Source organism: Bradyrhizobium sp. 142 (genome assembly GCF_023074015.1).
In the GTDB taxonomy this organism is placed as follows: domain Bacteria; phylum Pseudomonadota; class Alphaproteobacteria; order Rhizobiales; family Xanthobacteraceae; genus Bradyrhizobium.
On record NZ_JADPKQ010000307.1, the window covers coordinates 40,016 to 65,335 of the forward strand.

21 protein-coding genes are annotated in these 25,320 nt (G+C 64.7%); 8 read left to right on the forward strand and 13 right to left on the reverse strand.

The genetic code is table 11. From position 1 onward, the window contains the following. Positions 1-66: 66 nt before the first annotated feature. Positions 67-1,311: a flagellin gene (locus IVA82_RS27800; RefSeq protein ID WP_247493646.1), complete on the reverse strand. Its 1,245-nt coding sequence runs from the start codon at positions 1,309-1,311 to the stop codon at positions 67-69. 318 nt (positions 1,312-1,629) lie between these two features. Between IVA82_RS27800 and flbT the strand changes: the two genes are divergently transcribed. Next, entirely contained in the window at positions 1,630-2,067 is a 438-nt protein-coding gene (flbT, locus tag IVA82_RS27805; RefSeq protein WP_247384997.1) for a flagellar biosynthesis repressor FlbT, read from the forward strand. 78 nt (positions 2,068-2,145) lie between these two features. On the opposite strand, the gene IVA82_RS27810 is transcribed toward flbT, so the two are convergent. The 9 genes from IVA82_RS27810 to IVA82_RS27850 form a co-directional block, all read right to left on the reverse strand. After that, positions 2,146-3,645, reverse strand: a complete 1,500-nt coding sequence (locus tag IVA82_RS27810; protein ID WP_247384911.1) for an aspartate aminotransferase family protein — start codon at positions 3,643-3,645, stop codon at positions 2,146-2,148. Beyond that, the gene (locus IVA82_RS27815; RefSeq protein WP_247384912.1) at positions 3,642-4,895 is read right to left on the reverse strand and encodes a hypothetical protein; all 1,254 of its coding nucleotides are present in this window, start codon (positions 4,893-4,895) and stop codon (positions 3,642-3,644) included. Before IVA82_RS27815 ends, IVA82_RS27810 begins: the two co-directional genes overlap by 4 nt. A 1-nt stretch (position 4,896) precedes the next feature. Continuing rightward, positions 4,897-5,187, reverse strand: a complete 291-nt coding sequence (locus IVA82_RS27820; protein ID WP_247384913.1) for a hypothetical protein — start codon at positions 5,185-5,187, stop codon at positions 4,897-4,899. 10 nt (positions 5,188-5,197) lie between these two features. Beyond that, the gene (locus tag IVA82_RS27825; RefSeq protein WP_247384915.1) at positions 5,198-5,980 is read right to left on the reverse strand and encodes a hypothetical protein; all 783 of its coding nucleotides are present in this window, start codon (positions 5,978-5,980) and stop codon (positions 5,198-5,200) included. Between the two features lie 71 nt (positions 5,981-6,051). Next, positions 6,052-7,935, reverse strand: a complete 1,884-nt coding sequence (locus IVA82_RS27830) for a flagellar protein (RefSeq protein ID WP_247384917.1) — start codon at positions 7,933-7,935, stop codon at positions 6,052-6,054. A 20-nt stretch (positions 7,936-7,955) separates the two neighbouring features. Then, a complete protein-coding gene (gene flgK / locus IVA82_RS27835; RefSeq protein ID WP_247384918.1) occupies positions 7,956-9,839 on the reverse strand; it encodes a flagellar hook-associated protein FlgK in 1,884 nt (627 codons plus the stop codon). A 34-nt stretch (positions 9,840-9,873) separates the two neighbouring features. Continuing rightward, positions 9,874-12,141 carry a flagellar hook-basal body complex protein gene (locus IVA82_RS27840; protein WP_247384920.1) on the reverse strand — a complete coding sequence of 756 codons (2,268 nt, stop codon included), beginning with the start codon at positions 12,139-12,141 and terminating at the stop codon, positions 9,874-9,876. Positions 12,142-12,318: 177 nt separating this feature from the next. After that, positions 12,319-12,831, reverse strand: coding sequence for a peptide-methionine (R)-S-oxide reductase MsrB (msrB, locus tag IVA82_RS27845; RefSeq protein WP_247384921.1), 513 nt, complete (start codon positions 12,829-12,831; stop codon positions 12,319-12,321). Positions 12,832-12,916: 85 nt separating this feature from the next. Next, a complete protein-coding gene (locus tag IVA82_RS27850; RefSeq protein WP_247384924.1) occupies positions 12,917-14,386 on the reverse strand; it encodes an FAD-binding oxidoreductase in 1,470 nt (489 codons plus the stop codon). Between the two features lie 106 nt (positions 14,387-14,492). On the opposite strand from IVA82_RS27850, the gene IVA82_RS27855 reads away from it, so the two are divergent. The 4 genes from IVA82_RS27855 to IVA82_RS27870 all read left to right on the forward strand — a co-directional run bounded on the left by IVA82_RS27855 (position 14,493) and on the right by IVA82_RS27870 (position 22,438). After that, positions 14,493-15,029 carry a histidine phosphatase family protein gene (locus IVA82_RS27855; protein ID WP_247384925.1) on the forward strand — a complete coding sequence of 179 codons (537 nt, stop codon included), beginning with the start codon at positions 14,493-14,495 and terminating at the stop codon, positions 15,027-15,029. A gap of 156 nt (positions 15,030-15,185) precedes the next feature. Next, positions 15,186-15,611 (forward strand): universal stress protein, encoded by a 426-nt coding sequence (locus IVA82_RS27860; protein WP_247384926.1) that lies wholly within the window; start codon positions 15,186-15,188, stop codon positions 15,609-15,611. Between the two features lie 549 nt (positions 15,612-16,160). Beyond that, positions 16,161-18,131, forward strand: a complete 1,971-nt coding sequence (locus IVA82_RS27865; protein WP_247384927.1) for an autotransporter assembly complex family protein — start codon at positions 16,161-16,163, stop codon at positions 18,129-18,131. After that, positions 18,131-22,438 (forward strand): translocation/assembly module TamB domain-containing protein, encoded by a 4,308-nt coding sequence (locus tag IVA82_RS27870; RefSeq protein ID WP_247384928.1) that lies wholly within the window; start codon positions 18,131-18,133, stop codon positions 22,436-22,438. Before IVA82_RS27865 ends, IVA82_RS27870 begins: the two co-directional genes overlap by 1 nt. A 507-nt stretch (positions 22,439-22,945) precedes the next feature. Here IVA82_RS27870 and IVA82_RS27875 read toward each other — a convergent pair. Beyond that, the gene (locus IVA82_RS27875; RefSeq protein WP_247384929.1) at positions 22,946-23,149 is read right to left on the reverse strand and encodes a hypothetical protein; all 204 of its coding nucleotides are present in this window, start codon (positions 23,147-23,149) and stop codon (positions 22,946-22,948) included. Positions 23,150-23,397: 248 nt separating this feature from the next. Between IVA82_RS27875 and IVA82_RS48615 the strand changes: the two genes are divergently transcribed. Next, positions 23,398-23,532 (forward strand): hypothetical protein, encoded by a 135-nt coding sequence (locus tag IVA82_RS48615; RefSeq protein WP_256469730.1) that lies wholly within the window; start codon positions 23,398-23,400, stop codon positions 23,530-23,532. Here the strand turns inward: IVA82_RS48615 and IVA82_RS27880 are convergent. Together IVA82_RS27880 and IVA82_RS27885 are read right to left on the reverse strand one after the other, a co-directional pair. Then, complete coding sequence (locus tag IVA82_RS27880; RefSeq protein ID WP_247384930.1) at positions 23,529-23,738, reverse strand: PRC-barrel domain-containing protein; 210 nt, start codon at positions 23,736-23,738, stop codon at positions 23,529-23,531. The genes IVA82_RS48615 and IVA82_RS27880 overlap by 4 nt on opposite strands. 32 nt (positions 23,739-23,770) lie before the next feature. Beyond that, positions 23,771-23,971 carry a hypothetical protein gene (locus IVA82_RS27885; RefSeq protein WP_247384931.1) on the reverse strand — a complete coding sequence of 67 codons (201 nt, stop codon included), beginning with the start codon at positions 23,969-23,971 and terminating at the stop codon, positions 23,771-23,773. A gap of 484 nt (positions 23,972-24,455) precedes the next feature. On the opposite strand from IVA82_RS27885, the gene IVA82_RS27890 reads away from it, so the two are divergent. Both IVA82_RS27890 and IVA82_RS27895 read left to right on the forward strand, forming a co-directional pair. Next, positions 24,456-24,785, forward strand: coding sequence for a hypothetical protein (locus IVA82_RS27890; RefSeq protein WP_247384932.1), 330 nt, complete (start codon positions 24,456-24,458; stop codon positions 24,783-24,785). After that, a complete protein-coding gene (locus IVA82_RS27895; protein ID WP_247384934.1) occupies positions 24,782-25,228 on the forward strand; it encodes a hypothetical protein in 447 nt (148 codons plus the stop codon). The genes IVA82_RS27890 and IVA82_RS27895 overlap by 4 nt, the downstream gene beginning before the upstream one ends. The last annotated feature ends 92 nt before the right edge of the window (positions 25,229-25,320 follow it).

The window sequence follows — 25,320 nt, forward strand, 5'->3', positions numbered from 1 at the left end:
GGCGCACCCAAAAGAAAACGGCGGGGCCGAAGCCCCGCCGCTCGACGTACGTTGGTCTCGCCGAAATCAGCGCAGCAGCTGCAGCACGCTCTGCTGCGACTGGTTGGCGAGCGAGAGTGCAGACGTCGCGATCGACTGCCGGGTCGAGAGCGCCTGGCTGTTCGCCGCTTCCTCGTTGGAGTCGGCCAGCGTCAGGGCGGACGAACCGGTCTGCAGCACGTTGATCAGGTTCTTGTTGAAGTCCTGGCGGATCTGCACGATCGACAAGTTGGCACCGAAGGCCGACGCCTGCGAGCGCAGCGTAATGCTTGCGGTGTTGAGTGCCGTCAGAACAGTGTTCGTCGCAGCGTTGTCGATGAAGTCGGTCCCGGCAGTGAGCGAACCCAGACCAAGACCGGCCGGATTGAAGGTCACGCCCGTGATCGTGGAAGCCGATTTGCCGGTTTCGTCGAACACCAGCTTCAGCGAGTCGCCGTTCAGCAGGTTGATGCCGTTGAACGAGGCGTCCTGCGCCGTGGTGGTGATCTGCGTGATGATCTGGTTGTACTGGCTGACCAGCGACGAGCGCGTGGCCTGCGACACCGGATCGGCGACCGCGGCGGTTACCGCGCCGAAGGTTGCCGTACCGGAGACGTCCACGGAGGTGGAGGAACCGGCCGGCGGAGCGGCGTAGGTGCCCGTCGCGGTGATGGTCTGGGAGGCGGCATCGTTGCTTGAGGTGAAGGTCAGCGAACCGTTGGTATTGAGGCTTGCGGTCAGCTGGATACCCGCGGCCGAAAGCGCCGTGTTGAGGCTGGTGATCGAATTCGCCTTGCCAGCGCCGGCGACGTTGCTGAGGGTCAGCGTGGTCGTGCCAGCTGCCGTCTTGAAGACCAGCGTTTCGCCTTGCAGCGAGTTCGTGCCGCCGTTGGTCAAGTCAGTTGCGGTACCCGGGACGGCCGCCGCACCAGCACCGGTCGGCGCGGCGATGGAGACGTTGGCCTTCGAAGAGTAGCCGCTCGGCTGCTGCAGCACCTGGTTGGCGATCGACTTTGCGGTATCGACCAGCTTGGAGAGCGAGGTGATGCCGGTGTTGGCCGCCTGCAGGACCTGCACGCCGTTACCGATGCTGTCGAGCAGGTTGCTGATGTCGCTGGCGCGGGAGTCGAGACCGGCGGCGGTGAAGAAGTTGGTCGGATTGTCGAGCGCGCTGTTGACCTTCTTGCCGGTGGCGAGACGGCTCTGCGTGGTCGCGAGCAGATCAGCGGTGCCCTGCAGCGAGAGCAGGTTCTGGCGGACTGCAGCGGAGAGGGTGACGGTGGAGAGGGACATGGAAACTACCTTTCTGGCGTTACGCAATAATCGGCCTTCTTGGCCGAGTGCCGGACCGTACGAAGCAAGTGATCAACGAAAACTGAATCGGTCCCGTACGATTCCTTGATCCCGGCGCGCTTCGGAGCGCATGCTTTAAGAAGGATGAATATTGTTCGGAAGACATGATGTGATCGACGGTGGCCGTCCGATCCCACCCTGATCACGTGGTTAACAAGCAACGAACATATTGCAGAAGCAATGGCTCGCATGCCAGATTACAACCGTCAGCGGGCGCACCACGGTCGCTGGTTACACAAGGGTCGATGGAGAACAGGCATGGCTCTCAAGGTCGAACTCAAACCACACGAACGCATCATCATTGGCAACTGCGTGATCACTAACACCGATCAGCGTGCCCGCCTTCTGATCAACGGCGAGAACGTGCCGATCCTGCGCGAGCGCGATATTCTCACCCCAGAGACCGCCGATACTCCGGCCAAGCTCATCTATCTGGCAGTCCAGCTGATGTACATCTCGCCGGATCCGCAGAGCCAGCACGGCACCTATTTCAACCTGGTGCGCGACATCGTCACCGCGGTGCCGAGCGCCTGGCCGATCATCGAGGAGATCAACAACCATATCATGAGCGGCGATCTCTACCGCGCGCTCAAGAATGCCCGCAAGCTGATCGCTTATGAAGACAAGCTGCGGGATCAGTACGAGGCCACGCATCCCAAAAACGACGCCAAGGGCGACGTCAGCTCGGCTGCCTGACTACGCTTTCGCAGATCTGAACGAAAACGCCCCCGGACCAAGTCCGGGGCGTTTTCGTTTCAATCGGCGTTGTTGACCTCACTGCACCGCGAGCGGCGGCGCCTCGATCTCGATCAAGCGCTCGCCGGTCCTCCGCGCGCCGAACTCCAGCACGGCCGCGACCAGCGCGTCGATATCCCTCTCATCGGTGCGGTGATTGACGATCGCGGCGCGGATCGCGAACCTGCCGTCCAGTGTCGTGCCCGACGGCGCCGCGATGCCGGACTCCTGGATGTCGGCGACGATCTCGCGATTGACCGCATCGTCGGCGCGATAACGGAAGCAGACGATGTTCAGGTTCACCGGCGCCAATAGTTCCAGCCGGGGCTCGGCGAGAACGCGTGTCTCGAGATATTTCGCCAATGCGCAGCTTCGCGCGATCACTGCGCCCAACCGGTCAGTGCCGAATGTTTTCAGCGTGAACCAGGTCTTCAGCGCGCGGAAACAGCGCGATAGGTCGGGACCGAGATCGCAGGGCCAGACCGTGCCCACCGCAAGCCCCCTCGCCTCGCGCTGCAGATAGGCCGCCGGCTGCGCAAAGGCCTGCCGATGCTGCTCGCCGTCGCGCACCAGCAGGAAGCCGGCATCGTACGGCACCTGCCCCCATTTGTGGAAGTCCAGCGCAATGGAGTCGGCGAGCTCGATACCGCCGAGCAACGGTGCAAGCTCGGGCGAGAGGATCGCGAGCGCACCGAAGGCGCCATCGACGTGAAACCAGATCCCCTCCTCGCGGCACAGCTGCGCGATTTCCTTGAGAGCATCGATCGCGCCGATATCGACCGTGCCGGCAGAGGCAACCACCAGGAACGGCTTGAAGCCGACCTCGCGATCGATCGCGATCTGAGCGCGCAGCGCCGCGACGTCGATGCGATGATCGGCATCGACGCCGATCTTGCGCAGCGTATCGGTGCCGAGCCCTGCAATATCCATCGCCCTCGAGATACAGCCGTGCGCGGCCTTCGACGTATAGGCGGTGAGCAGTGCGCCGTCATTGCCGATGCCGCGCTGCCGCGCCAGCGCGCCGAGCGCAGCGGTACGCGCCACCAGCACCGCCATCAGATTGGCCATGGACGTGCCCGTGACGAAGATGCCGCTCGCGCCGTCGGGAAAGCCGAACAGGCGGCGCATCCAGTCGACGATCTGGCGCTCGACCTCGATCGGCATGTGGTCGCGTCCGCCGAGATTGGCATTGAGGCCGGCCGCGAGCATCTCGGCAAGCATGCCGACCGCGGTGCCGCCGCCATGCACCCAGCCCATGAAGCCGGGATGGACGTTGCCGGTCGCGTAGGGCGCGATGTGCTCTGCGAATTCGCGATAGACATCGGCAAGATCGCTTGGCCCGCGTGGCACGTCGGCCTTCAATGCCGCACGGATGTCGTCGGGGATCGGCTGCCACACCGGACGCGTGCGGACATTGGCGATACCGTCGATCGCCTCGTCCAGCATGCGATGGGCGAGCGCGCGAAATTCGCTCCAGTCCTGCGGATCCAGCGAAGTGTGCCCGACGGCTGGTGGCGCGTTGCGGATGATCTCGTTCATGCTGCGCTCCCCTCGCCTGCCTCTGCATGCCGTGACAGCATCGCCGTGAACGCGGCAAAGATCTTGCGCATCTGCGGCGGCTTGTACGGAAACACGACCGGCGAATCCATATTGTGCACGACGGCGGTATTGTCGGCTTCGAAGACCAGCAGCTCGCGGTTCTGGTTCTCGGCGCAATCGACGATGAAATAGTCGAGGCCGACACGCCTGCTCATCTCGTCGAGCGCGGCTCCATGGCGCGCAGCGAAAGCATGGTCGAAGTCGAGCATGAAGACGGCTTCCTCGGCCCGCTTCTCCTCGCTGAACGCCATGTAGGCGTTGAGATACCAGATGTCCCAGCGCTCGGCGATCGCCATGTGACAGGCATAGGGTTTGCCGTCGACCATGGCGAGACGATATTTGCGGTAGAGTCCGTCGGGGCTGACATAGTCGACGAAGCGCGCGACGAAGAAATCCTGCTCTTGCCGCTCGGCAAGGTAGGCCGCGAGCGCCGACGTATCGTCGAGCTTCGCGAGCCCGACGCCGGCATGCGTGCCGCGCGGCCGCGCGATCACCGGAAAGTACAGTTCGCCCGCGATGTCCTCGCAAGCGATTCGGCCCTGCACGAGATCCGACAATTGCGCACGCGTCACGTGGGTGGTCGCGGGAATGTCGAGACCGGAGATACCGTTCAGCAGCCGATAGAGCTTGTCACGATCGAGGTTGCCGATGAGATCGGGGCGATTGAGCAGTGGCCGCGGCCAGGCCGGCGCAGCCTTTTCGATCAGAGCCAGCGCTTCCCCGCATTCCTCGGAATCGGATGCAATCACGATGGCGACGTCGTGATCGGGCAAATTCTCCGGAAGACCGGAGCTCTTGACCACATAGAGCGTCAAGAGCTCGATGTCGGAGCCCTCCAGCAGGAAATCGATCGGCGTATTGCCGCCCATATCGATGTCGGCCGCAAGCGCCAGCACGCGCAGGCTCGGTTTCGGAGCCGCGGAGGGCGTGCGAAACAATTGATGGAAGGTCAGTACCTCCGACTGGATCGCGAGCCCCGCCGCCTTGTCGCCGAGAAGCTGGACGATCAGCGACAGATCGAGGCCCTCGCCCGCCTGCGCGTTGCCCTCCGTAATCCGGACGACGAGCTGGTCGCGCAACGGCTGCAAATCGACACCCTCGAAGGCCCGGCGCGTCAACTGCGCAAAGCCGATGCGATCGGTATAGTTCGGCGTGGTCACGCCCAGCGGCGCGGAAACTGGATGCTGCATCTCACACCTCGAACGCGGGCTCTTTCGACACGGTTGCGGCCATGCCGCGGTCAAGCAGCAGTTCGATCTTCACCAGGACGTGGGCGATCCGATCAAGAACGTGCTGCACATTGCGTTGCGCCTGCGCCGGATCCAGCGCGCTGACGCAATCTTCCGGATCGAGCGCCAGCCGCGGATCCCCGCCGGAGACGAGCAGCATCTCCAGCGGTGTGAAGAGATCGCGCAGGCGATAGCGCGAGCCGCCGTCGAACGTGCGCCCGGAGACCGACAGAGGAGATGCGCCGGCGCTCATCCCGGAAGGCTCACGCCGCATCGGCCGCCGCCGTGGGCGACGGCGCGAATTGCGAGGCGATGTCGCCGCGTAACGCCAACGGCCCGACGTGATCGAGCGAGCTCTGGATATCGGCCCAGATCTCGCCGCCGATGTCGGTCCAGCGCTTGCAGAAGGCGAAGTCCTCGGAGAGATACGTGCCGCTCGCCGGATCGATCATGCATTCGAACAAGGCGAAGCGGTTCTGGCTCGCCGCCAGCGTATCGTGTAAATGCTCGCGGAAGAATTGCAGGCTCGCGTAGTCCGGATGGCGGCACATCGCCTCCAGCTCATGGCGGCGGATCATCAGGAAGCCGGTGCCGGCGTAGCGCACGCGGGTAAACCCGTTGACCACCACGATGCGGTCGGGGTCCTCGATCTCGAGCACGTAGTCGAGCGAGGCGGCGGGCACGTCGGCACGGCCGGCTTCAATCGCCCGCTTCGCCTTGTCCCAGTTGACCCGCTTGATCGGATAACAGCCGGCAACGACATCCGCGCCGCACTCGATCAGCCGAAACACCTGCTCGGGCTTGAAGCCGATGTCGGCGTCGATGAACAGGAAATGGGTCGCCTTGGGATCGTCGAGGAACATCGCGGCCAGATTGGCCCGCGCGCGCGTGATCAGCGCATCCCCATCGCGCAAGAGCACCTTGAGCTCGAGATTGGACATGCCGTGCACGGCGCGCTGGAGCGCGAAGATCGAGCTCGCATAAATGCTCGAGACCTGCCCGCCGAAGCACGGCGTCGCCACCACCAGCTGCATCTTGTCCGACATTGACGGCTCCGCCCCCGCTCAAATCCTCACCAAGAGGTAAAGAGGCATGGTTAACGGCGTCTTAATGCGCCTTACAGGAACTTGACGAGCGAGAGCTGCGCGAGGCTCGCGGTCGTCTGGTAGGACGCCTGAAGCGCGTTCTGGAGTGCGAGGATCTCACTGGCGACCTGGTCCGGCGGGGCCGACTCGGCCTGGTCGATGATGGACTGGAGCTGCGCCTTGGCCTGAGTCTGGCGCGTGCTCGCGTCCTTCATTGTGTTCTGGGCCATCGCGAGGTCGGTCTGGATGTCCTCGATGCGCTGCTGGCCGGGCTGCTTCGTCACCGCCTGCGTTACCCGCAGGCTCAAGGCGGCGACCTGCCCGCCCGAATACTGCCCGGTCGGCGAGGTCGAGAACGTCCCGAACACCGCGATCGCCTGCAACTGCTGGCGGATCGCGTCCTCGTCGGCCTGCGCGCCATATTGCACCGTGACTGAATCGTCGACCCGCGCCATCGCGGTGGAGCGCGGCGAGCCGGGCCCGTCATTGCCCAGGTACCATTTCACCGTGGTGGCCGAGCCGTTGACCAGCGTCGTCGCCGAGCTTGCGGGCGACGAGCCGACGCGCAGCGGCGGTTGCGTGGCGGTCACCGGCGCCGAACCGAAGCCAAGCGAACCCAGCGCTCCCGTATTCGAGGTCGTGATGTCGAGGCTCGCTGCATCGTCGGTGGTGATCGTGATCGAGCCGCCATGGACCGTCGAGGGCTTCGAAGTCCCCGTGATCTGGTCGATCTTGCTCAGCAGGGTTTGGATGCTGTCGGTGACGTTGAGCTGGTTGCCGGTCGCGCCCGAGCTGACGAAGGAGAGCGTGGTGCCATTGACGGTGATGGTGTCGCCGGCGACGAAGCCGGGCGAAATCGAGTCCGAAGGGCTCGGGCCGGACAGCGCCGTCGCGCCGGTCACGGGCGCCGGCGTCGCCGCCTGGTTGTTGACGGGCGTGCCGATCACAGAGCTGGCGGTGTTGAAGAAATTGTCGCCGGCGACAATCGCGGATGCTGCCACGAGCGAGGTGTTGGCGAGCTTTGTGATCGCGGTGTTCAGCGCGGTGTTGAGATTCGTCGCGGTGTTGGTCGGGTTGACCGGGACGCTTGCATCGATCGCAAAACTGCCGAGCGGTGTCGGCGTCGCCGTCGATGCGGTCAGGTCGATCTGCTCGGTGGTGCCGTCCGGAAGCGTAAACTTGACGCTCAGCTTGTCGCCGTTGTTCGGATTGACGCCGTTGAGATCGACCGAGAACGACACCGGCGAGCCGCTCGGGCCGGTCACGGTCGCACCCGTCAGCGTCGAGGAGACCGCCGCGATCTTGAGCCCGAACGGCGATCCGGCGACGTCCTCGACTACCTGCACCGAGCTCGGCGTCGGCTGCGTCTGCACCAGACGGCCCTTGCCGTTGGCGCCGAGATCGGCGGCCTGGCGTTCCGCCAGGACGGTCTTGAAGCCCGCCTGCGTGGTCGTGCCGTTGATGATGTCGCCGGCATTGGCAACCGACTGCGTATTCAACGCCGTCCCGGAGAACAGATAGCGGTTGCCAGACTGCGTGTTGAGAACACCGACCATCGAGCCGAACTGCGCGGCGGCGGTGTTCTGCGCGACGGTCTGGCCATTGACGTTGAGATCCTGCGCGGTGTTGGCCGAGCCCGTCTGCACCGTGTTGCGGATCGTGGTCAGCGACTGCAGCGCGGTATTGGCAAGGTTGATGCTGACGTTGACGTTGGTGATCGTGTCGGTATAGGCCGCGATATTGGACAGCTGCGAGCGGCCGGCGATCGCAAAGCCCTCATTGGTCCCCATCCCGGAATAGTTCTGCGACAGCTTGCCGGTCGAGAGCTGCGTCGAAAGGTCGGTAAGCTGCTGATTGATGTTGCGGATCTGCGAGCCGAGAACCGACGAGGAGTAGTTGATGCTGCTGATCGACATGTTTCAGAGCCCTGTACTGGTTACACTTGAGCCTGGAGCAACGTATTCATCATGCTCTGCACCACCGACATGACGTGGGCGTTGGCGGCATAGGCATTCTGAAGTTGGATCAGGTTCGACATCTCCGAGTCCAGATTGACGCTGGAGGTCGAGTTGAACTTGGCCTGAAGCGTCGAGACCACGACGCTCTGGCCCTGCTGGAGCTGGGTCGCCTGGGTCGCGGCATTGCCCTGAACGCTCAGGAACTGCTGGAGGTAGTTCGAGACGCTGCCGGTGAAGGGCTGGCTCGCCGAGCCGAGGCCGCTCTGCGGCGAATAGGAGAACACCGCCGAGGTGAGCTGCGAATAGAGATAGTCCGAGCGCGTGGTGTCGCCGGCGGGCGTCACAGGCGAGGTGTTGTAGACCGACATCCTGGTCGGGTCGGTGGTCAGCTGTGTGTTCACGGCGATGCGCCCGGCAAGGCCGGTCAGCTGCGAACCCGACGCCGTGATCGCACCGGTGTAGAGCGCCTGCCCGCCGTCGGTGAACAGCGGCAGCTGCGGATTGCCCGAGGTCAGCGACGAGATCGTCTTGGTGATCGAGGATGAATTGACCTTGGCAAGGCCGGTGTTGTCGTCGGTCACCCGCAGCGTGGTGGCCGTCGCCGGCGACGGGGCGGCGGCGAACGACAGATGCGAGCCGGACAGCGCGGTGTTGAGCGCGGAGGCGATCGCGCCCATGCCGCCGGAGAAGTTCACCCCGATCTGCATCGGATTGGCGTTGGTGGCGTTCTGGAGCGGCAACGCCGCCGGATCGGTCACGTTGACCAGCGTGATCTGGCGCTGCGTGTTGGTGGTCGTGTCCGTGTAGGTGATGTTGACGCTGTTGCCCGGCGCTGCCCCGGCGAGGTCGAGATCGAACCCGGCCGGCGGACCGGAGAGCGTGCTGCCGGCCGTGGTCTTGTCCGACAGCGCGCTCGACATCGTCGCGGCGAGCTGGTCGATCTGGTTCTGCGCCTGCACCAGCGTCTGATCGCGCAGCTTGAGATCGGCCGCGATCTGGCCCGAAGACACCACGTTGTTGGCGACGACGTCGACCGACGATCCGTTCGGAAGCTTGATGTTGAACGCGCCGACGCCGGACTTGGCCGGATCGATGTTGTAAAGCGAGGTCGCCGACAGCGCGCCGGCGGACGCGAAGGTGAATTGCGAGGCGAGCCCGGCGCCAACGAGCTGGATACCGGTCGTGGTGTAGATGTTGGCCTGGTTCGAACCGTCGGTGGTGACGCGGACGTCGACATATTTCGACAGCGTGTTGATGGCTTGGTCGCGCTGGTCCATCAACGTCGCGGCCGAGGGATCGTTTGCCGACAGCCCCTGGAGCTTGGTGTTGATGTCGGCGACCTGCTGCATCGCCGCGTTGGCGGCTAGCGCCGAGGTGCCGAGATCCTGCTCCACGTTGGAGCGCAGCGACTGGATGCCCTTGGTGGTGAGGTTGAGCTGCTGCGCCAGTGCCTGCGCCGCACCGAGGGCGACCGTCTGCGCCGATGACGAGCCCGCGCTCGTCGACAGCGCCTGCAGCGCGGTGGTGAAATTGTTCAGCGCGGTTTCGAGCGTGCCGCTATTGCCGGGCGTGCCATAGACATTCTGAAGCTGCTTCAGGATGTTGGCCATCTGGTCGGCGTAGCCGCTGCCGCCGGTCTCGGTGCGCAGCTGGTTCAGCACGTAAGTGTCGAGCTCCCGGCTGACGCCGGTCGTCATCACCGTCGAGCCAAAGTCGCCGGTGGTGACCTCGATCTGGTTCGGAGTCTGGACGACGTAACCCGGCGTCTGCGAATTGGCGACGTTCGAGGAGACGATCGAGAGCGCGGCCTGGTTGGCACGCAGACCGCTCATCGCACTGGCGAGGGCTGAACTCAAACCCATGTTGACTTGCCGCCTTTGGTTACGTTACGCGCGATCAGCGCAACACGTTCAAGAGGTCCTGCACCATCGAATTCGCGGTCGTGATCACCTTGGTGTTGGCCGAGTAGGCCTGCTGGGTCACGATCAGCTTGGTGAATTCGTCAGCGATGTCGGTGTTGGACCCTTCCAGCGACGAACCGCTGATGGTGCCCGAAGCGCCGTCGATTGCGGGCCCCGACTGTTCGGTCGCGGCATAGGCGCCGCCATCGAGCGCCTTGAGGTAGTTGGTGCCGTTGAAGTGCGACAACGAGACCTGGGCGAGGTCGAGGTTCTGGCCGTTGGAGAAGGTGCCGACCACGAGGCCGTTGTTGTTGACGGCGACGGAGCGGAGCTGACCTGCGGCGTAGCCGTTCTGGGTGATGGTGTTGATGGTCACCGCGCCGCTGGTGCTGGCATATTGCGTCAGCCCGCCCGAGGAGATGTTGAAGGCGACCGAGCCGAGCGATTGGCCGCTAACGCTGACATTGTTGATGGTGATGCCCGAGCTGCTCGGCGAGGTCAGCGAGCCGTCGGCGGCAAAGGTGAAGGCCTGGCCGGTGTTGACCCAGCCGACCGTGGTGCCGGTTGCGTTCGGGTCGGTCTGGTAGAACAGGTTCCAGGTGTCGGAATGGCCGGTACCCAGCGAGGCGCTGTCGGTCTTGGCCCAACGCATCTGCAGGTTCACCGGCGTGCCGGCGGCGTTATAGGCGGTGACCGCACCGCCGCTGATCGATTCCTTGGTGAAGGTGGCGATGTCGTTGCCGATCACGCCGCCCGCGCCGGCCGTGCCGCCACCGCCGCGGTTCTTGGAAATGGATGACGTGAAGCCGAGCGCGGCGAAGGCGCTGTTGTTGTTGCTCGTCACCGTCAAGGTGGGATTAGCGATACCGGTATTCAGGGTAATCACGCCGTTGCTGATCGAAGAACCGCTCGCACCGCTGAGCGTGTCGATCCTTTGGAGCAAGGTCGCGATGTCGTCGGTGATGTTGATCTGGTTCGGAGCGACAGCACCGGAGGCCACGAAGGTGATCGTATTGGCGGGTGCCGTGCCATTCACCTGGATCGTGTTGCCGACCACGAAGGGCGTCGAGAGGACTTCCGGCCCGCCGGCCGTGGCGGTGCCGCCGAGTTGTGTGGCACCCGTAATCGCGGGATTGGACAGCACGTTACCGCCGCGCGTCACGCTGCTGACGCCGAGCAAGCTTGCCGCAGTGCCGCCGATCGTGACGTCGGCTGTGGTGTTGGTCGTGATCTGGATGTTACCGCCGGCGGTCATTGTCGCGGTGGCGGGGGCGCCGCCGGCGCCCAGGGTGATCGCATTCAGGATGTCCGAGATCTTTGCGCCGGTAGGCGAGAGCAGGCCGATCGTGGTAACGCTGCCGGCCGTCGAGGCGCCAGAAACGGTGGCGTCAAAGTTGATGGTCTGGCCGTTGACCGTCAGCGACTTGCCGGCCAGATTGGTGAGAAGGCTGGTGTTGAGATGCGGGGGCACGGCGGAATCGAGAGACGTGCCGCCAGTTGCCACCGCCGAAGCGCTGTCCAGCAGCGCCACCGAGCCAGTCGCAGTCGTCGCCGTATAGGCCGAGCGCAGATTGCCGGTGGCCGCCGCGCCGGAGACCGTCGCATTCGTATAGGGCGGCGGCGGCGTGCCGATGATCAGCGGGTTGGAGGCGAAGTCGGACGGGTTCAGGCCGCCGGCCGCCAGCAGTGTGCCGCTCGCCGCGGTCGAGCTTGCCGCCGTGTTCGGCTGGCTCGGCAGGTTCGCCGCGTACTGGATCGAGGTTGTTGCCTGTGCCGGGATGAAGTTGTTCTGGAATTTCAGGACGGTCGCCACATTGCCGGTCGGGTTGCCGGTCTTCGGGTCGACCGTGACGCCCATCAGGTAATAGCCGGCGCCGTTGACCAGATTGCCGTTGGCATTGAGCTGGAAGTCGCCGCGCCTCGTGTAATAGGTGACGCCGCTGAACACCGGGGAGTTGTCGACGATGCCGGTCGCCTTCTGGATCGAGAAGAAGCCGTCGCCGGTGATCGCCATGTTGGTGGCGACGGTGGACCCCGAGATCGTGCCCTGCGTGGTGATGGTGGCCTTGGCGTTGGCCGTCACGCCGCCCGCGACCTGCTTGCTCGGCACAGAGGAGTCGGGAATGAGATCGACGAAGCTGGTCCCGATGCCCTTGTAACCGGTGGTGGATGAGTTCGCGATGTTGCCGGAAATGTTCTGAAGCGCGTAGGACTGCGCCTGCAGGCCACCCACCGAGGTGTTCATTGCATCGAAGATACCCATAACTTTGTCTCCAAATCCGATCTCGGCGGCCGGTCGACCAGGGCCGCAATCGGAGGAGACAGTCGCAAGGGCTATGCCAATGCGGGTATTCTCAAGAAATCAATGACTTAACAAAATATACCCCGGTCGGACGACCGGGGCACAATTGCCGGGCCGGCAACAATTGCCGGGATCATTCTAGGTTGCGGACGCCGCCGCCGGATGGAAGACCAGCGCGAAGCCATCGATGCAGTAGCGCAGCCCAGTCGGCTTCGGACCGTCGTCGAAGACGTGGCCGAGATGGCCGCCGCAGCGGCGGCAATGTACCTCGGTGCGGAGCATGCCGTAGGTGCGGTCCTCGGTCTTGCCGACATTGCCCTCGATCGGCGCGTAGAAGCTCGGCCATCCCGTGCCGCTCTCGAACTTGGTGTCCGAGGCAAACAGCGGCAGGTCGCAGCCGGCGCAGGCGAACACGCCTTTGCGATGCTCCTTCAAGAGCGGGCTCGAGCCCGGGCGTTCGGTGCCTTCCTTGCGCAGGATTTCGTATTGCTGCGGCGTGAGCTGGGCGCGCCACTCGGCGTCGGTCTTCTCGATCTCGAACTTCCCGGCGGCCTTGTCGCCAGCTTCGGCCGGGGTCGCTCTCAGCCAGCGGAAGGCCGCAAGGCCAAACAGGCCGGCGACGGTCGTCAACAGAATGCGGCGGTCATACATCTCATTCTCCGTGCGCGGAAGTCCCACGCCTCAGATACGGGCTCTAACGGTTGACGTTACACTTTCGGGCGCAATTTTTCTCGATTTACTGCGCGATGCCGTGGTCGTGAGGAGCCGGTTCCGCGGCCACGGTCGCAGGCGGTTCCGGCCGCGGGACGGGCGCCGCCGGGCGCGGCCGGCCATTGGGCGGCGGACGGCGCGGGCCGGTGCCGGCAGCCCGGTTGGCCTCGGCCAGCCGCGCCTCGCGCTCCCGGTCCTTGACCCGCGCCCGTTCGCGGTAGCGGGCGAGCGACCCGGCGGCGGCGGAGCTCGCCTTGCCCCAGATTCCGACCAGCTGGCCGGCGACCCGCCCGGTCGCGCCCCCTGCCCAGACCAACTCGAACGGCGAGAACAGCCGCCAGCGCTCGTCGCCCCACAAGATGCTGCGCGCGATCATCTGCCCGGCCATGGCCGAGGTGTTCATGCCCTGACGTCCAAACCCGCTCGCCACCCACAGGCCTTTGCGCAACTGGCCGATCTGCGGCATGCCGTGCACGGTCTGGCCGATGGCGCCGCCGAATGTATCGGTGATCTCGACATTGCCGAGACCGGAGAAGATGGTGCCGATCCTGCGCCTGACGGCGCCGGCAAAGCGCTGCGGGCGCGCCGCCCAGGTGGTCTCCGGGCTTTCCCACATCAGGCGGTCGCCATCGACGATGCGGAAATGGTCGACGCCGTCGGAATCCATCACCGATCCCTTGAAGGCGATGATCTCATGCACGCGCTCGCCGAGCGGCGCGGTGACGCCAGCATAGCGCCAGACCGGCAGCAGCGTCTCCGACAGCCGCTTCAGCGGCGCACCGAGATGGATGTTGCCGGCAAGCACGATGTGGGTGGCGCGCAGACGCGCCGAAGGCGTGACGATGCGCTTGCGGATGCCGGAATGATCGATGCTGACGACCGGCGTGTCCTCGAAGATGCGGGCCCCCGCCCGCCGGGCCAGCGCCGCGAGGCCATGCACGTATTTGCGACCGTCGACTTGGAACGCCTTGGGATAGTAGACGGCGTGGAAATAGCGATCGGTCTTGAGCACGTCGCGGACGCGATCGGCCTGCCAGCCCTCGACCTCGGTGTCGAAATCCTCGGTGAGCATCTGCAATCGGCTGATCAGCCGGTCACCGCCATCGACGTTGGAGACCTCCAGCACGCCGTCGCTCGGGCCGATGCCCGGCATGTTCTCTTCCGTGGCGTTGGCGCGGACGAACTCGGCCCCTTCCTTCGACAGCGTCCACAATTCGCGCGCGTCCTCGAAGCCGATGCGTTCGATCAGCTCGGTGAGCGGCAGCGCAAAGCCCGGCATCACGGTGCCGAGCTGGTTGCCGGAGGCGTTCCAGCCGACATGGCGGCCCTCGAGCACCGCGACGCTGGCCCCGAGCCGGGCAGCCTCGAGCGCGACGGAGAGCCCGGCAAGCCCTGCCCCGATGACGCAGATGTCGGCATCGAGGTCAAACGGCAGCCGGACGCGCTCGCGCAAGCCGGCTTCTTCCTGGGACACGCTTGTGAAAGTCTCGCTCATGTCGCTTTCTTAAAGGACTGTGCGGGCGCTTGCCACCTTGTCCTCAACCGGCGCCTGTAGATTATCCTTTTAGATTATCCTGGACGTGTAACGATTCGAGAATGCCATGCGCCGTTTGATGCTGCTGCGTCACGCCAAGACCGAGACTGACGCGCCAAGCGGCCGTGACCGGGATCGCCGGCTCGACGACCGCGGTCACAAGGATGCCGCAGAGATCGGCGACTGGATCGCCGCCCATCCGCCTGCCCCCGAGACCGTGCTGGTGTCTCACGCCGTCCGGACCCGGCAGACCTGGGACACCGCCTGGGAGGCGATGAAGGACCGCGTCGCCGCGCCGCAGGTCGAGATCCTGCCCGAACTCTACGGCGCCGATCCGGCGCAGATCTTGGAGACTCTTCGCACCGCAACCATCCCGGCAAATCCGAGGCGGCTGATGCTGGTTGGCCATAACCCCGGCATGCACGAGGTCGCGCTGATGCTGATCGGCAGCGGCGATCCGGCCGGCGCCAAGGCGCTCGCCCACAATCTGCCCACCGCGGGGCTTGCGATCTTCGACTTTGACGTCAAGGATTGGGGCGACGTGGCCTACCGCCGCGGCAAACTGGTGCTGTTCGTCAGCCCCAAGCTGCTTCGACTGGGATGAGACGCGCGGGCGCCGTCTCGATCGGTTGGTGTGGCTTGATCGCAAGACCTGCTGAGCGCAAGACTAGCTGACTGCAAGACTAGCTGACTGCAAGACTCGCTGACTTCAAGACTCGCTGACTGCAAGACTCGTTGATTGCAAGATTTGGAGGCGCAGATGTTCAAGTCCATCCTCGTGCCCATCGACCTCGCCGACACGGATCTGGCAAAGCCGGCGATCGCAACCGCGGCAACGTTGTCGCAGACCTGGAGCGGCACGGTGCGCCTGCTCAACGTGCTGCCGATGACGCCGGTCATGCTCGCCGAATACGTACCGGCCGATTTCGACGAGCAGCAGCGCCAGACCTCGGAGGAAGCGCTCGCCATCGTCGCACGCGAATCCGGCATCGACGCCGCCCGCATCTCCAGCGTGGTGCGCCAGGGCGGCATCTACCACGAGATCCTGGAGGAAGCCATGCACATGAAGGCTGATCTGATCGTGATGACCTCGCACCGGCCGGCGATGCGCACCTATTTCCTCGGCTCCAACGCCGGACATGTCGTGCGCTACGCCAAGTGCTCGGTGTTGGTGGTCAGGCACTGAGTGTCGCGCGCTGCACGCAGCGCGTCGGCAGGTTTGAAACTCTAAAGCCTGCCGGCCGCTTCGAAGAAGCGATGAGCTGCGAGTGGTGGAAGACGAAGTGGCATCACACATCCTCGACTGCCGCATTATCGTATTGGGCCATCCAACCGCCGCAAGCACGCCGTCACGTTCTCGCACCGCAGATGTTGCAATGAAGCCATGCATGATCAGCGCAAAAGCGGACGTCGGAGGTCCTTAGCGCCACTACGCGCATGCTGCCGGCCTCAAAAACGCATGGCGGCTAGGGGCCCCAGCAGAACCGTGCCTGAGACGGGCAAAAGACCACGACCATATTGATCAGGTTTTGTGCAGCCATCGATATCGTCGATGCTGCATAAGCGGGCGGCGGGCCCGTCCTTGATTTTCCACCGGCGGGTTACAACGCCGATAGCGAAACGAGATCGGATTGGCGGAATTAGTGGAACTCTCGACGACGACAAACTTTCGACGTGATCCATCGACTCTATTCTTTTGTGTAACAGTATCGACAAGCAATGCCGACGAGGCTGAGTGCGACATGCGCAGCTATCATCACTGGTCACCTTTGGAGCCCTGAGGAGGGTTTGCATCTGCGCGGCCGTCACCGGTGAACTCTTTGCCTTCGATGCGTATGCAGGTGAGCCGAGTTTCTTCGACCAGGCCGCTGCCTGGTTCAATCCGAACAAGACCCCTACCGATGCGTCCGCTCCCGACGCAACGTCCTACACCGTCACTTTCGAAATCGCGGGCGAAGAACGCGCCGTCCGTTCAGCGATCACCAGCGCGTCCAATCTGGATAATCTGAAGAGCCAGGCGCCGACCGGTGCCGCGGGCCTCATTCGGCGCGCCTTCGCCGACCGGGACCGCGTCGTCGCCGCGCTCTACACCGAGGGACGCTATGCCGCCACGGTGACGATCAAGGTGGCGGGGCGCTCGCCTGAGGACCCGGCGGCGCTCGACGCAGTGAACGCTGCGCGTCACGCTGGCCCGGTGCCGGTCACGGTGCTGGTGGAGCCGGGGCCAGTGTTCAAATTCGGCAACGTACAAGTACTCGAGGCCGCGCACCGCCAGCCATTGCCCGGCGCGCCACGGCCAAAGCAGATGTCCCTCGTGACCGGCGAGGTGGCCCGCTCCGCCGACATCGCCGTTGCGGAGCGCGTCATCGTCAACACCATGCGCGACCGCGGCAAACCCTTCGCCCGAATCGTTGCCAAGGATGTGGTGGCGGATCATGCCACCAAAACCCTCGACGTAACGGTCCTGGTGGAGGAGGGGCCTTCAGCGACATTCGGCGCCTTCACGGTCTCCGGCGCGCAGCGGCTGAAGCCCGGCTTCATCGAGGAGCGCATAGGCATCCGCCCCGGCGAACCCTATTCTCCCGCGCGACTCGCCAAGCTGCGCAAGCGCCTCACCGAATACGAAGGCATCGCGAGCGTGCGTCTGCGCGAAGCGGACAAGCTCGACGCCAATGGGCACTTGCCGATCGACGTGGACGTGACCGAGCGCGACCCGCGCTATGCCGGCGCCGGCGCCAGATATTCCACCACCGACGGCTCGGTGGTGAACGGCTATTGGGGCCACCGCAATCTATTCGGTGGCGGCGAAACGCTGCGGCTCGATGCCCAGGCCTCCTGGTTTGGCCATAGGCCGGACGCAGTGCCCGATGCCGATCCGTTCGGCTTCAAGGCCGCCGCCACCTTCGTGAAGCCCGGCATCTTTACTCCGGCCGACGATCTCGTCGCCCAAGCAGCGGTGCTGCGCGAGGTCACCAACGCCTATGTGCGCGACGCCGTCACTTTCCTCGGCGGCGTACGCCACCGCTTCAATGATCGGCTTACCGCGCAGGTCAGCCTCGATCTCGAACAGTCGCGCGTGGAGGACTGGAGCGGCATCCACAACTATTTCGTCGCCGGCATCCCGGTGGACGTGGCTTACGATACCACCGATAACCTCCTCGATCCTTCGCGGGGCATCCGCTTCAATGGCACGGTCGAGCCGTTCGCCTATCTCGGCACCAGCGGCGCCGGGCCGGTCATGATGAAGGGCTCCTTCTCCGCCTATCATGCTTTCGACGAGGACAATCGCTACATCCTTGCCGGCAAGGTGGCGGCGGGCAGCATCGTCGGCGCGGACCTCTTCAACATTCCGCCCCAGCGCCGCTTCTATGTCGGCGGCGGCGGCTCGCTGCGCGGCTTCGGCTATCAGTCGGCAAGCCCCCGCAATGCACGGGGCGACATCATTGGCGGCATGAGCTTCATCGCGGCCTCGACCGAGATGCGGTTGAAGATCACCGATACGATCGGCATCGTGCCATTCTTCGACATGGGCGCGGCCTTTGCCTCCGAGACTCCGGACTTCGACGGCCTGCGTTATTCGGCCGGCATCGGCCTTCGCTATTACACTGCGCTCGGGCCGATTCGTCTCGATTTCGCGGTTCCCCTCAATCCGCGAGTGGGGGATTCCAGGTACGGCATCTATGTCAGCCTGGGGCAATCTTTCTGATGCGCACCCCTCGCCGCAAAAGCCGCGGTCTGCGCTGGCTCGTTTTCACCGCGGCGGCGCTGATGGGTCTGCTTACCCTCGTCTTCGCCGCGATTCAGACCGGCCCCGGCAAGAGGATGCTGGCTTCCCTTGGCGGCACTCTCGCCTCCGGAGGTGGGCTCACCGTCACCGTCTCGAATATCGAGGGCGTCATCCCCACCAGCATGAGCGTTGGCACTGTGATGCTCGCGGACCCGCACGGCGAATTCGCGCGGATCGAGGGCATCCACCTCGTCTGGCATCCCTTCGCGTTCGTCGGCGGCACGCTGGCGGTGGAAACGCTGGAAGCGGCCAAGGTGATCCTCGCACGCAAGCCGGATCTGCTGCCCGCGCCGGTGGCCGAGAGCGCCGGCAGCAGCAGCGGCGGTGTGGGCCTGCCGCTGCGCCTGGTGCTCGACCGCCTCGCGGTGGGCGAGATCAACATCGCGGAGCCGGTGGCTGGACAGGCGGCGAAACTCGGCTTCACCGCCTCGGCTCGACTCATGGAGCCCGCGCGGGGCTTTTCGCTCTCCTTCGCGCTCGACCGCCACGATGCTGACGGCGTCGTGAAAGGCACGCTCGGCTTTGTCCCCGAGACGCAGACGCTCGACATCGACGTCGAGGCGCACGAACCCGAGGGCGGCTTGCTGGCGGGCCTCGCGAAGTTGGACGGACTCCCTGCGGTTCAGGCCGAGTTAAAGGGCAGCGGTGCGCTCGATAGCTGGCACGGCACGCTCAACTTTACCGCCGGTGCTGTCGCGCAGATCGGCGGGACGGCCGACATCCGGCGTCACGAGAGCCGCCACCGGGTAGCGCTTGGCATCAATGCCGACGTGCAGCATCTGCTGCCCGCGAAGCTTGCGCCTCTCTTCGAAGGCGTGTCCGAGATCACCGCCACCGCGCTCATCGACGACAACATGCGGGTCGGGATCGAGACGCTCACCGCGCGCACTACCGGCTTCGCTGCCCGCGTCATCGGCTTCGTCGACCGTTCGGCTGACACGGCCGATCTTGCCTTCAACGTGACGGGAGGGGACGCGGCGCGCTTCGCGACGCTTCTCCGCGACCCCGCCTGGAGCAGCTTGCATCTCGAAGGCACGCTCCGCGGCGCCTTTGCCGCTCCCGCCCTGGCCGTGACCTTGGCCGCAAGGGAGTTCGGCGCAGCCGGATACGGCGCGCGCGATCTCGATGTTCGCGCCCAAACCGTCCCTGACCGCAAAGGCGGCCTTGCCTGGAAGGCAGATGGAAACGCCGAGGGACTTCGCGGCCGCGATGCCGAGACGAACAAGGCGCTCGGCGAAAAAGGCACCTTCTCCCTTTCCGGCGCCGTGCCGGCGGGCGGTGTGCCATCGCTCGCGAATGCGAGCGTGATGCTCATGCCACTCGATCTGCGCTTCGACGGCCGGGCCACGGCAGACGCCGTTGAGGGCGCACTGCGGCTAACCCGGCTCGACCTCGCCGCTCTGTCCCCGCTTGCCGGTCGACCGCTCCAGGGCACCGTGATGCTCGATGCTGATCTCCACCAGGGTGGCGCTCCGCGCGCCCTTCGCGTGCGGATCAACGGCATGTCCAAGGACGTCGCCACCGGCATCCCCGCCCTGGATGGCCTGCTGGGTAGTGGCGCAACGCTCGCGGGCGCTGTTGCCTGCGACGCCGACGGAGTGGTCGCGGTGGATGACCTGAAGCTGGACGCCGCTGGACTGAATCTGAACGTGAACGGGCGCATCGACCACAACTCCGCCGACCTTGTCGCCCGCGCGGTCGTGCCTAACCTCAAGCGGGTCGATCGCCGCCTCGAAGGCCGCGCCGAGGCGGAAGCGGCATTCGCCGGCACCCTCGACGCGCTCCTGGTGAAGGCCCGCTTTGCGGTGCCCGAGGGCCGCGCCACCGGCCAGCCGGTCGAGGGTCTTGCGCTCCATGTCGATGCGCGGGATCTCACGCGCCATCCTGTTGTCAAGGCGAGGCTTGAAGGGCGGATTGGCGGCAAGCCTGCAACCGGCGTCGCCAGCCTCGCCACCAGCGCCGACGGCTCGCGCGCGCTGCGCGATCTCGATCTTGCCATCGGCTCCCTGGTGGCCAAAGGCGGCCTGAACATCAGCCCCGCCGGACTGCTCGATGGGCAGGTTGCCGTTGCCGCGCGCAATCTCGCCGATCTCTCTGCCGTCGCCTTGACGGAGCTCGGTGGCGCCGTGAAGGCGAATCTCGCGTTCACGGTCGCGGATGGCAGGCAGCACATCCGCATCGACGCCATGGCGGACAAGGCGCTCGCAGCGGGCACGGCACTCGATGCCGCCCGCATCAATTTCTCCATCGTCGATCCTGCCGGCACCCCGGCGCTCGACGGCAAGGTGGAAATTTCCGGCCTCCGGGCAGACAGTCTGCGCGTCGACAAGATGACACTTCTCGCCAATGGGACGGGCGACGGCGGGACCATCCTGAAGCTCGAAACCAATGCGCAGGGCACGGTGCTCGCCGCGACTGCGCGGCTCGCTCCGAGCGCAGAGGCAAGCGTGCTGCGGCTCGACGCCTTCCGCGCCACCAAGGGCCACACCAAACTTTCCTTGTCAGCGCCGGCGACCTTTACGCTCGCGGAGGGAGCGCTCGCCGTCGACCGTCTCGCCCTCACCACCGACGGCGGGAGCGCCGTTGTGCGCGGCAAAGCCGGCGAGACAATTGATCTCGATGTGGACCTGCGCAACCTGCCGCTCGCTCTCGCCGGGTTCGCCGATTCCAGGCTCGATCTATCGGGCACGCTCAGCGGCACGGCAAAGCTCTCCGGCCCGGTCGGCACGCCAAGCGGCCATTACGATCTCGCCGTTTCCCGAGCCGGCATGCCGGATCTGGCGCGCTCCGGCATCGGGCCGCTGGATGTAAAGGCCAAGGGGTTGCTGGCCTCCGGCCGCGTGGGGCTCGATATTCGCGCTTCCGGACCGTCATTGTCGGGCGTCGCCCTCACGGGCTCAGTGCCCTTGGGTGCGGGAGCAATGGAGGTGAATGTGAAAGGCAGCGTCGCGCTCGGCATCGCCAATGCCATGCTCGCTACCTCCGGCGCCCGCGCCTCCGGCACCGCGACCATCGACGCGCAGCTCAAGGGCACGCCCGCCGATCCGCAACCGGACGGCACCGTGCGCATCTTCGGGGCGCGTTTCGAGGACACGGCGAATGGTGTCACGCTGGACGGGATAGAAGGCGTGATCACGGCGGCCGGCCGTTCGGTGACGGCGTCGTTCGCCGCCCGTACGCGCAATGGTGGCAGCGTCGCGGTAAAGGGCAATGTCGGGATCAACCCTGCCCGCAGCTTTCCGGGCAATATGGAGATCACGCTGCAGAACGCCGGGCTGGTCTCCAGCGAGTTGATGCGTCTCGTTGCCGACGGCCAGCTTGCGATGTCGGGCGCCTTCGCGAGCCGGCCGCGCCTCACCGGCCGTTTTGACGTGAAGAGTTTGGACATCAACATTCCGGACAAGCTGCCCGGCGGTGCCGACAAGCTTGATGTGCGTCACATGAATGCCGGACCGGGCAAGAACGGCGCCAAGCGCAACGAGAGCAAGCCTGCTGCGAAGGACGGCCGCCGCAAGGCTGCCAACGCGGCCATCGTGGCCGATCTTGACCTCGCCATCAGCGCCCCGAACAACGTGTTCGTGCGCGGCATGGGGATGGAATCCGAGCTGGGCGGCAACATGACGCTCAAAGGCACGAGCGTCGCGCCGGTCACCGTGGGCGCCTTCGAGATGCGGCGCGGCCGCTTCGACGTGCTGGGCCGCCGGCTCGACTTCACCCGCGGCAAGGTGACATTGAACGGCACCACCGACCCGACCCTCGACTTCGTCGCCGAGACGAAGAGCACCGATGTCACGACGAAGATCCTGGTTTCCGGGGTCGCTTCGCAACCGCAGATCAGCTTTGCTTCATCGCCGGAACTGCCGCAGGACGAGATCCTGGCGCGCCTGATGTTCAACAAATCCGCCGGCAGCCTCTCCGCCGGCCAAGCCGTGCAGGTGGCCCAGACGATCGCCCAGTTCTCCGGCGGCGGCCCCGGCGCGACGGAGAATATGCGCCGTTCGCTCGGGGTCGACAGCCTGGACGTGGGCACGGATGGGCGCGGAGGCCAGGTCGGAGCGGCCAAGCGCCTGAACGACCGGGTTTACGTCGGTGTGCGACAGGGAACCTCGCCGGGCTCCAGCAAGGCCACGATCGACGTCGACATCACCAAGAATATCCGCATCCAAGGCGCGACCGGCGCCGACGGCGGCACGGAAACCGGCATCGGCGCGCAGTGGGACTATTAGGCCACGATACTATTAGGCCACAATAGTGTCATCCGGACAAAGGCGTTCTGAATTCGTGCGCTCGACACTGCCTTCTTGTCTTGGTGGCGTACTTGAACACCCGTCCGGAAACCCGGGACCGCATCAACGACCTGTAGGGTCACTCGTTCAACCAATACGATCGCCACCACGATTTCGTTCGCTCACGTATCCTCCGGCGGCTCGCTGAGATTGCGAGCGGTTATGCGGGTTTGCTCCATGCAACATCGGCAGACGGCTTTGGGCCCAACCCGGACTCTCTCCGCCTTCGTCGTCGCGGCGGCTGTTGGGGGCAAACCGGACACTGCTGCGCTGGTGGCGTCGAGACGCGGGGGTCAAGAAAACAAAATCGGCTGGGGTAATGAGCGCCCGCGTCCTCTCGTGCAGAAGTCCTTGCGGTTTCTCGGCCCGGTAAACCGGATTTACCGCGATTTACGCAAGCGGCCCGGCCCGGAGTAGCCCCGGCGCGGCAAACGCACCAGCGGCCGTTTACAGCCGAGCCCGTTGGAGGTCCGCCTCGGTCAGCGTCAAGTCCGTGAGGCTCGACACCCTTGCGCCTTGAGCGACATGGCCATTCTTCTGCACCGCCGCGCGCTGCCGGGCATAGTGTTCGCGGAACAGCACGAGAAACCGCGCCTTCTCAGTCCTCGAAAGCGCCTGCCATGCCCACCATGCTTGGTCCAGCTTGGTCATTGCATCGCCTACTTGGCAGATTTCCTTAGATAAGCCGACGGAACAAAATCGGAAACCGCAAATCGCAAATATCCTAAAATAGCGCGGTCCCGCGTCCCCGCCCGGTCGCCCCATTTTGGGGGGAACCACCCAAAGCCCGCGCAAAAAGGATTGTTAGGCCGCTTTGACCGCAATGTTGAGATGCAATCGAAACTCTCGCTGGGTTTCAGCAATTGACCTCGGGGCTTCGCAACGCCGCGAGGCACACCATGCGACTGCCATCCTCGGGCGACCTGTACCTCGTATTCGCCATCGCGGGCGTCGTTTTCCTGATCGAGATCGGATTCTTCATCCTGCTCGGAAGGGCGCGCTCTGGGTGGTCCGCAGCGGATGCGAAGGTCTAGTTCTCCGCGAACTTAATGGTTGAGACCGGCCATCTTCCATCATGGCCTTTGATCGAAATCCGGAGCCCGTGCAATTCATCCAGCCAAACGTTCTCGACGGTGCCTGCCTTTCCGTCGGTAAGGACTACGGTTTTGCCGATCAATTCGGATTGCGCCTCACCGTACTCACTCAAAATCCTTGTTGCACGAAGCTTCACCGGTGGCATCGCTCGTCCATGCCGGCCGAGCCGTCTGCGGCTCAACCGCGCGGCTTCTTCCAGCGCTTGGCCGCTGGAATGATCGATGATGACTGCTCCTCCAATTCGCGGAGCCGATCGATTTGCATTCTAAGGCTCGCCGGTAATTCCCGCTCTGGTTTCAGCGACGCTCGTAGCCTCTCGCCGATCTCTCGAACGATGGCCCGGCTGTGTAGGTAGTTGATGTCGATATGGTTGCGCATGACAGAGCCTCCGGTTCGGTAAGAACAACGCCACCGGCAGGCCGACATCAGCCCAGTGTGCTCCCCCCGCAACCGATCGGGGCGCGGCTGGCGATTTTGAATGGAACCGGAGACCGCCGCTTTTGGCTATCTTGCGCGAGCGCTTGTAGAGAAAAGCGGGTCGGCGACCTTTGGCTATCCGCGACATGCGCCGTGTTAGTACCGGCGAGCGGCGGTCTCATGCTTTCTCAAGTGCGGCCATGCGCTTTCGTTCCGGACCTCTGAGCGCGACGGCGATGTTTCAGTTGGACGGGAAGTGGGAACCCTACCGGAGCGCGGGAGACGTTGCTCAGTGTTCTTCCGGAATTGAAATAGCCAACCGGACCTGACCTATCAGCAGATGTCGATCATAGGAAAGGCAAAGTCATGAAACGCATCATGGCCGCGCTCGCATTACTCGCCAGCACCATCCCCCGCGCACGCTGCCGAATTGCCCGAAGCCTATTTGGGCAATTGGACAAGCGACGATAACGGTGATGTCGAGATCACCGGCATCGTGATCGGCGCGCGCACCTATCATGAACCCGGCTATAACTGCGATATCCGATCGGTGCAGCAGCGCGCCGAAGCGGGCACCGTCGGGCGCGGCCCGGTGTATCTCGTCGAGATGCGATGTGCTGGCGAAGGCCCGCCGTCGCGCGGCAAGTTGGTGCGCGAAGTTTGGGCGCTGCGGAAGATGGACAATAACAACGTGCTCGCCATCGCTGGCGCGAGCGGCGCGACATTCCCGTCGATCCATCTGCTGCGCCGCCCCGGAAAGGATCAAGTGCAATGAAACGCATCATCATCGCGCTCGCGCTGCTCGCGAGCACCGCCACCGCGCAGGCGCAAAACTACGCCAAGCCTGATCCGAACGCGCCGCCAGCGCCGACACTGCCCGGCCCCGGCCGCGTCGCGCTGCCCGGCGACGAGATCAGGTTGCGCATCCCTTGGACGATCGGGTGCCGCGACAAAATGCTGCTTTCCGAATGGTATGGGCTCGTCAAGGCAGACAGGCTTGCGATGGCCGCCGAATTCGCCGGGGCATGTGTCACAAGATCACGCGCGCGCCTTTGCCTGCGATCGTTGACGACGTTTGGAGCGAGCCAAAGCGCGGCAAGGCGATCTGCGCGCGCTTCGAACCCGGCGAGCATTGCCTATGGGTCCTGCCCGATCACATCGAAATCACCCGCTACGACAACGGACATTGAACAGGTCACCTTTCCTCAGCTGAGGTGATCTCACCACATTGGGGGCACCGAAAAATACGCACCGTCTTGCCCGTGCGCGTATCCAGTAACGTGGTGAGCAAGTGAGGCTGACGGTTGCAC

Excerpts from the sequence above, each read along its gene's own strand:
- IVA82_RS27800 (WP_247493646.1), bottom strand. The coding sequence starts at position 1,311 with ATGTCCCTCTCCACCGTCACCCTCTCCGCTGCAGTCCGCCAGAACCTG.
- flbT (WP_247384997.1), top strand. The coding sequence starts at position 1,630 with ATGGCTCTCAAGGTCGAACTCAAACCACACGAACGCATCATCATTGGC.
- IVA82_RS27810 (WP_247384911.1), bottom strand. The coding sequence starts at position 3,645 with ATGAACGAGATCATCCGCAACGCGCCACCAGCCGTCGGGCACACTTCG.
- IVA82_RS27815 (WP_247384912.1), bottom strand. The coding sequence starts at position 4,895 with ATGCAGCATCCAGTTTCCGCGCCGCTGGGCGTGACCACGCCGAACTAT.
- IVA82_RS27820 (WP_247384913.1), bottom strand. The coding sequence starts at position 5,187 with ATGAGCGCCGGCGCATCTCCTCTGTCGGTCTCCGGGCGCACGTTCGAC.
- IVA82_RS27825 (WP_247384915.1), bottom strand. The coding sequence starts at position 5,980 with ATGTCGGACAAGATGCAGCTGGTGGTGGCGACGCCGTGCTTCGGCGGG.
- IVA82_RS27830 (WP_247384917.1), bottom strand. The coding sequence starts at position 7,935 with ATGTCGATCAGCAGCATCAACTACTCCTCGTCGGTTCTCGGCTCGCAG.
- flgK (WP_247384918.1), bottom strand. The coding sequence starts at position 9,839 with ATGGGTTTGAGTTCAGCCCTCGCCAGTGCGATGAGCGGTCTGCGTGCC.
- IVA82_RS27840 (WP_247384920.1), bottom strand. The coding sequence starts at position 12,141 with ATGGGTATCTTCGATGCAATGAACACCTCGGTGGGTGGCCTGCAGGCG.
- msrB (WP_247384921.1), bottom strand. The coding sequence starts at position 12,831 with ATGTATGACCGCCGCATTCTGTTGACGACCGTCGCCGGCCTGTTTGGC.
- IVA82_RS27850 (WP_247384924.1), bottom strand. The coding sequence starts at position 14,386 with ATGAGCGAGACTTTCACAAGCGTGTCCCAGGAAGAAGCCGGCTTGCGC.
- IVA82_RS27855 (WP_247384925.1), top strand. The coding sequence starts at position 14,493 with ATGCGCCGTTTGATGCTGCTGCGTCACGCCAAGACCGAGACTGACGCG.
- IVA82_RS27860 (WP_247384926.1), top strand. The coding sequence starts at position 15,186 with ATGTTCAAGTCCATCCTCGTGCCCATCGACCTCGCCGACACGGATCTG.
- IVA82_RS27870 (WP_247384928.1), top strand. The coding sequence starts at position 18,131 with ATGCGCACCCCTCGCCGCAAAAGCCGCGGTCTGCGCTGGCTCGTTTTC.
- IVA82_RS27875 (WP_247384929.1), bottom strand. The coding sequence starts at position 23,149 with ATGACCAAGCTGGACCAAGCATGGTGGGCATGGCAGGCGCTTTCGAGG.
- IVA82_RS48615 (WP_256469730.1), top strand. The coding sequence starts at position 23,398 with ATGCGACTGCCATCCTCGGGCGACCTGTACCTCGTATTCGCCATCGCG.
- IVA82_RS27880 (WP_247384930.1), bottom strand. The coding sequence starts at position 23,738 with ATGCCACCGGTGAAGCTTCGTGCAACAAGGATTTTGAGTGAGTACGGT.
- IVA82_RS27885 (WP_247384931.1), bottom strand. The coding sequence starts at position 23,971 with ATGCGCAACCATATCGACATCAACTACCTACACAGCCGGGCCATCGTT.
- IVA82_RS27895 (WP_247384934.1), top strand. The coding sequence starts at position 24,782 with ATGAAACGCATCATCATCGCGCTCGCGCTGCTCGCGAGCACCGCCACC.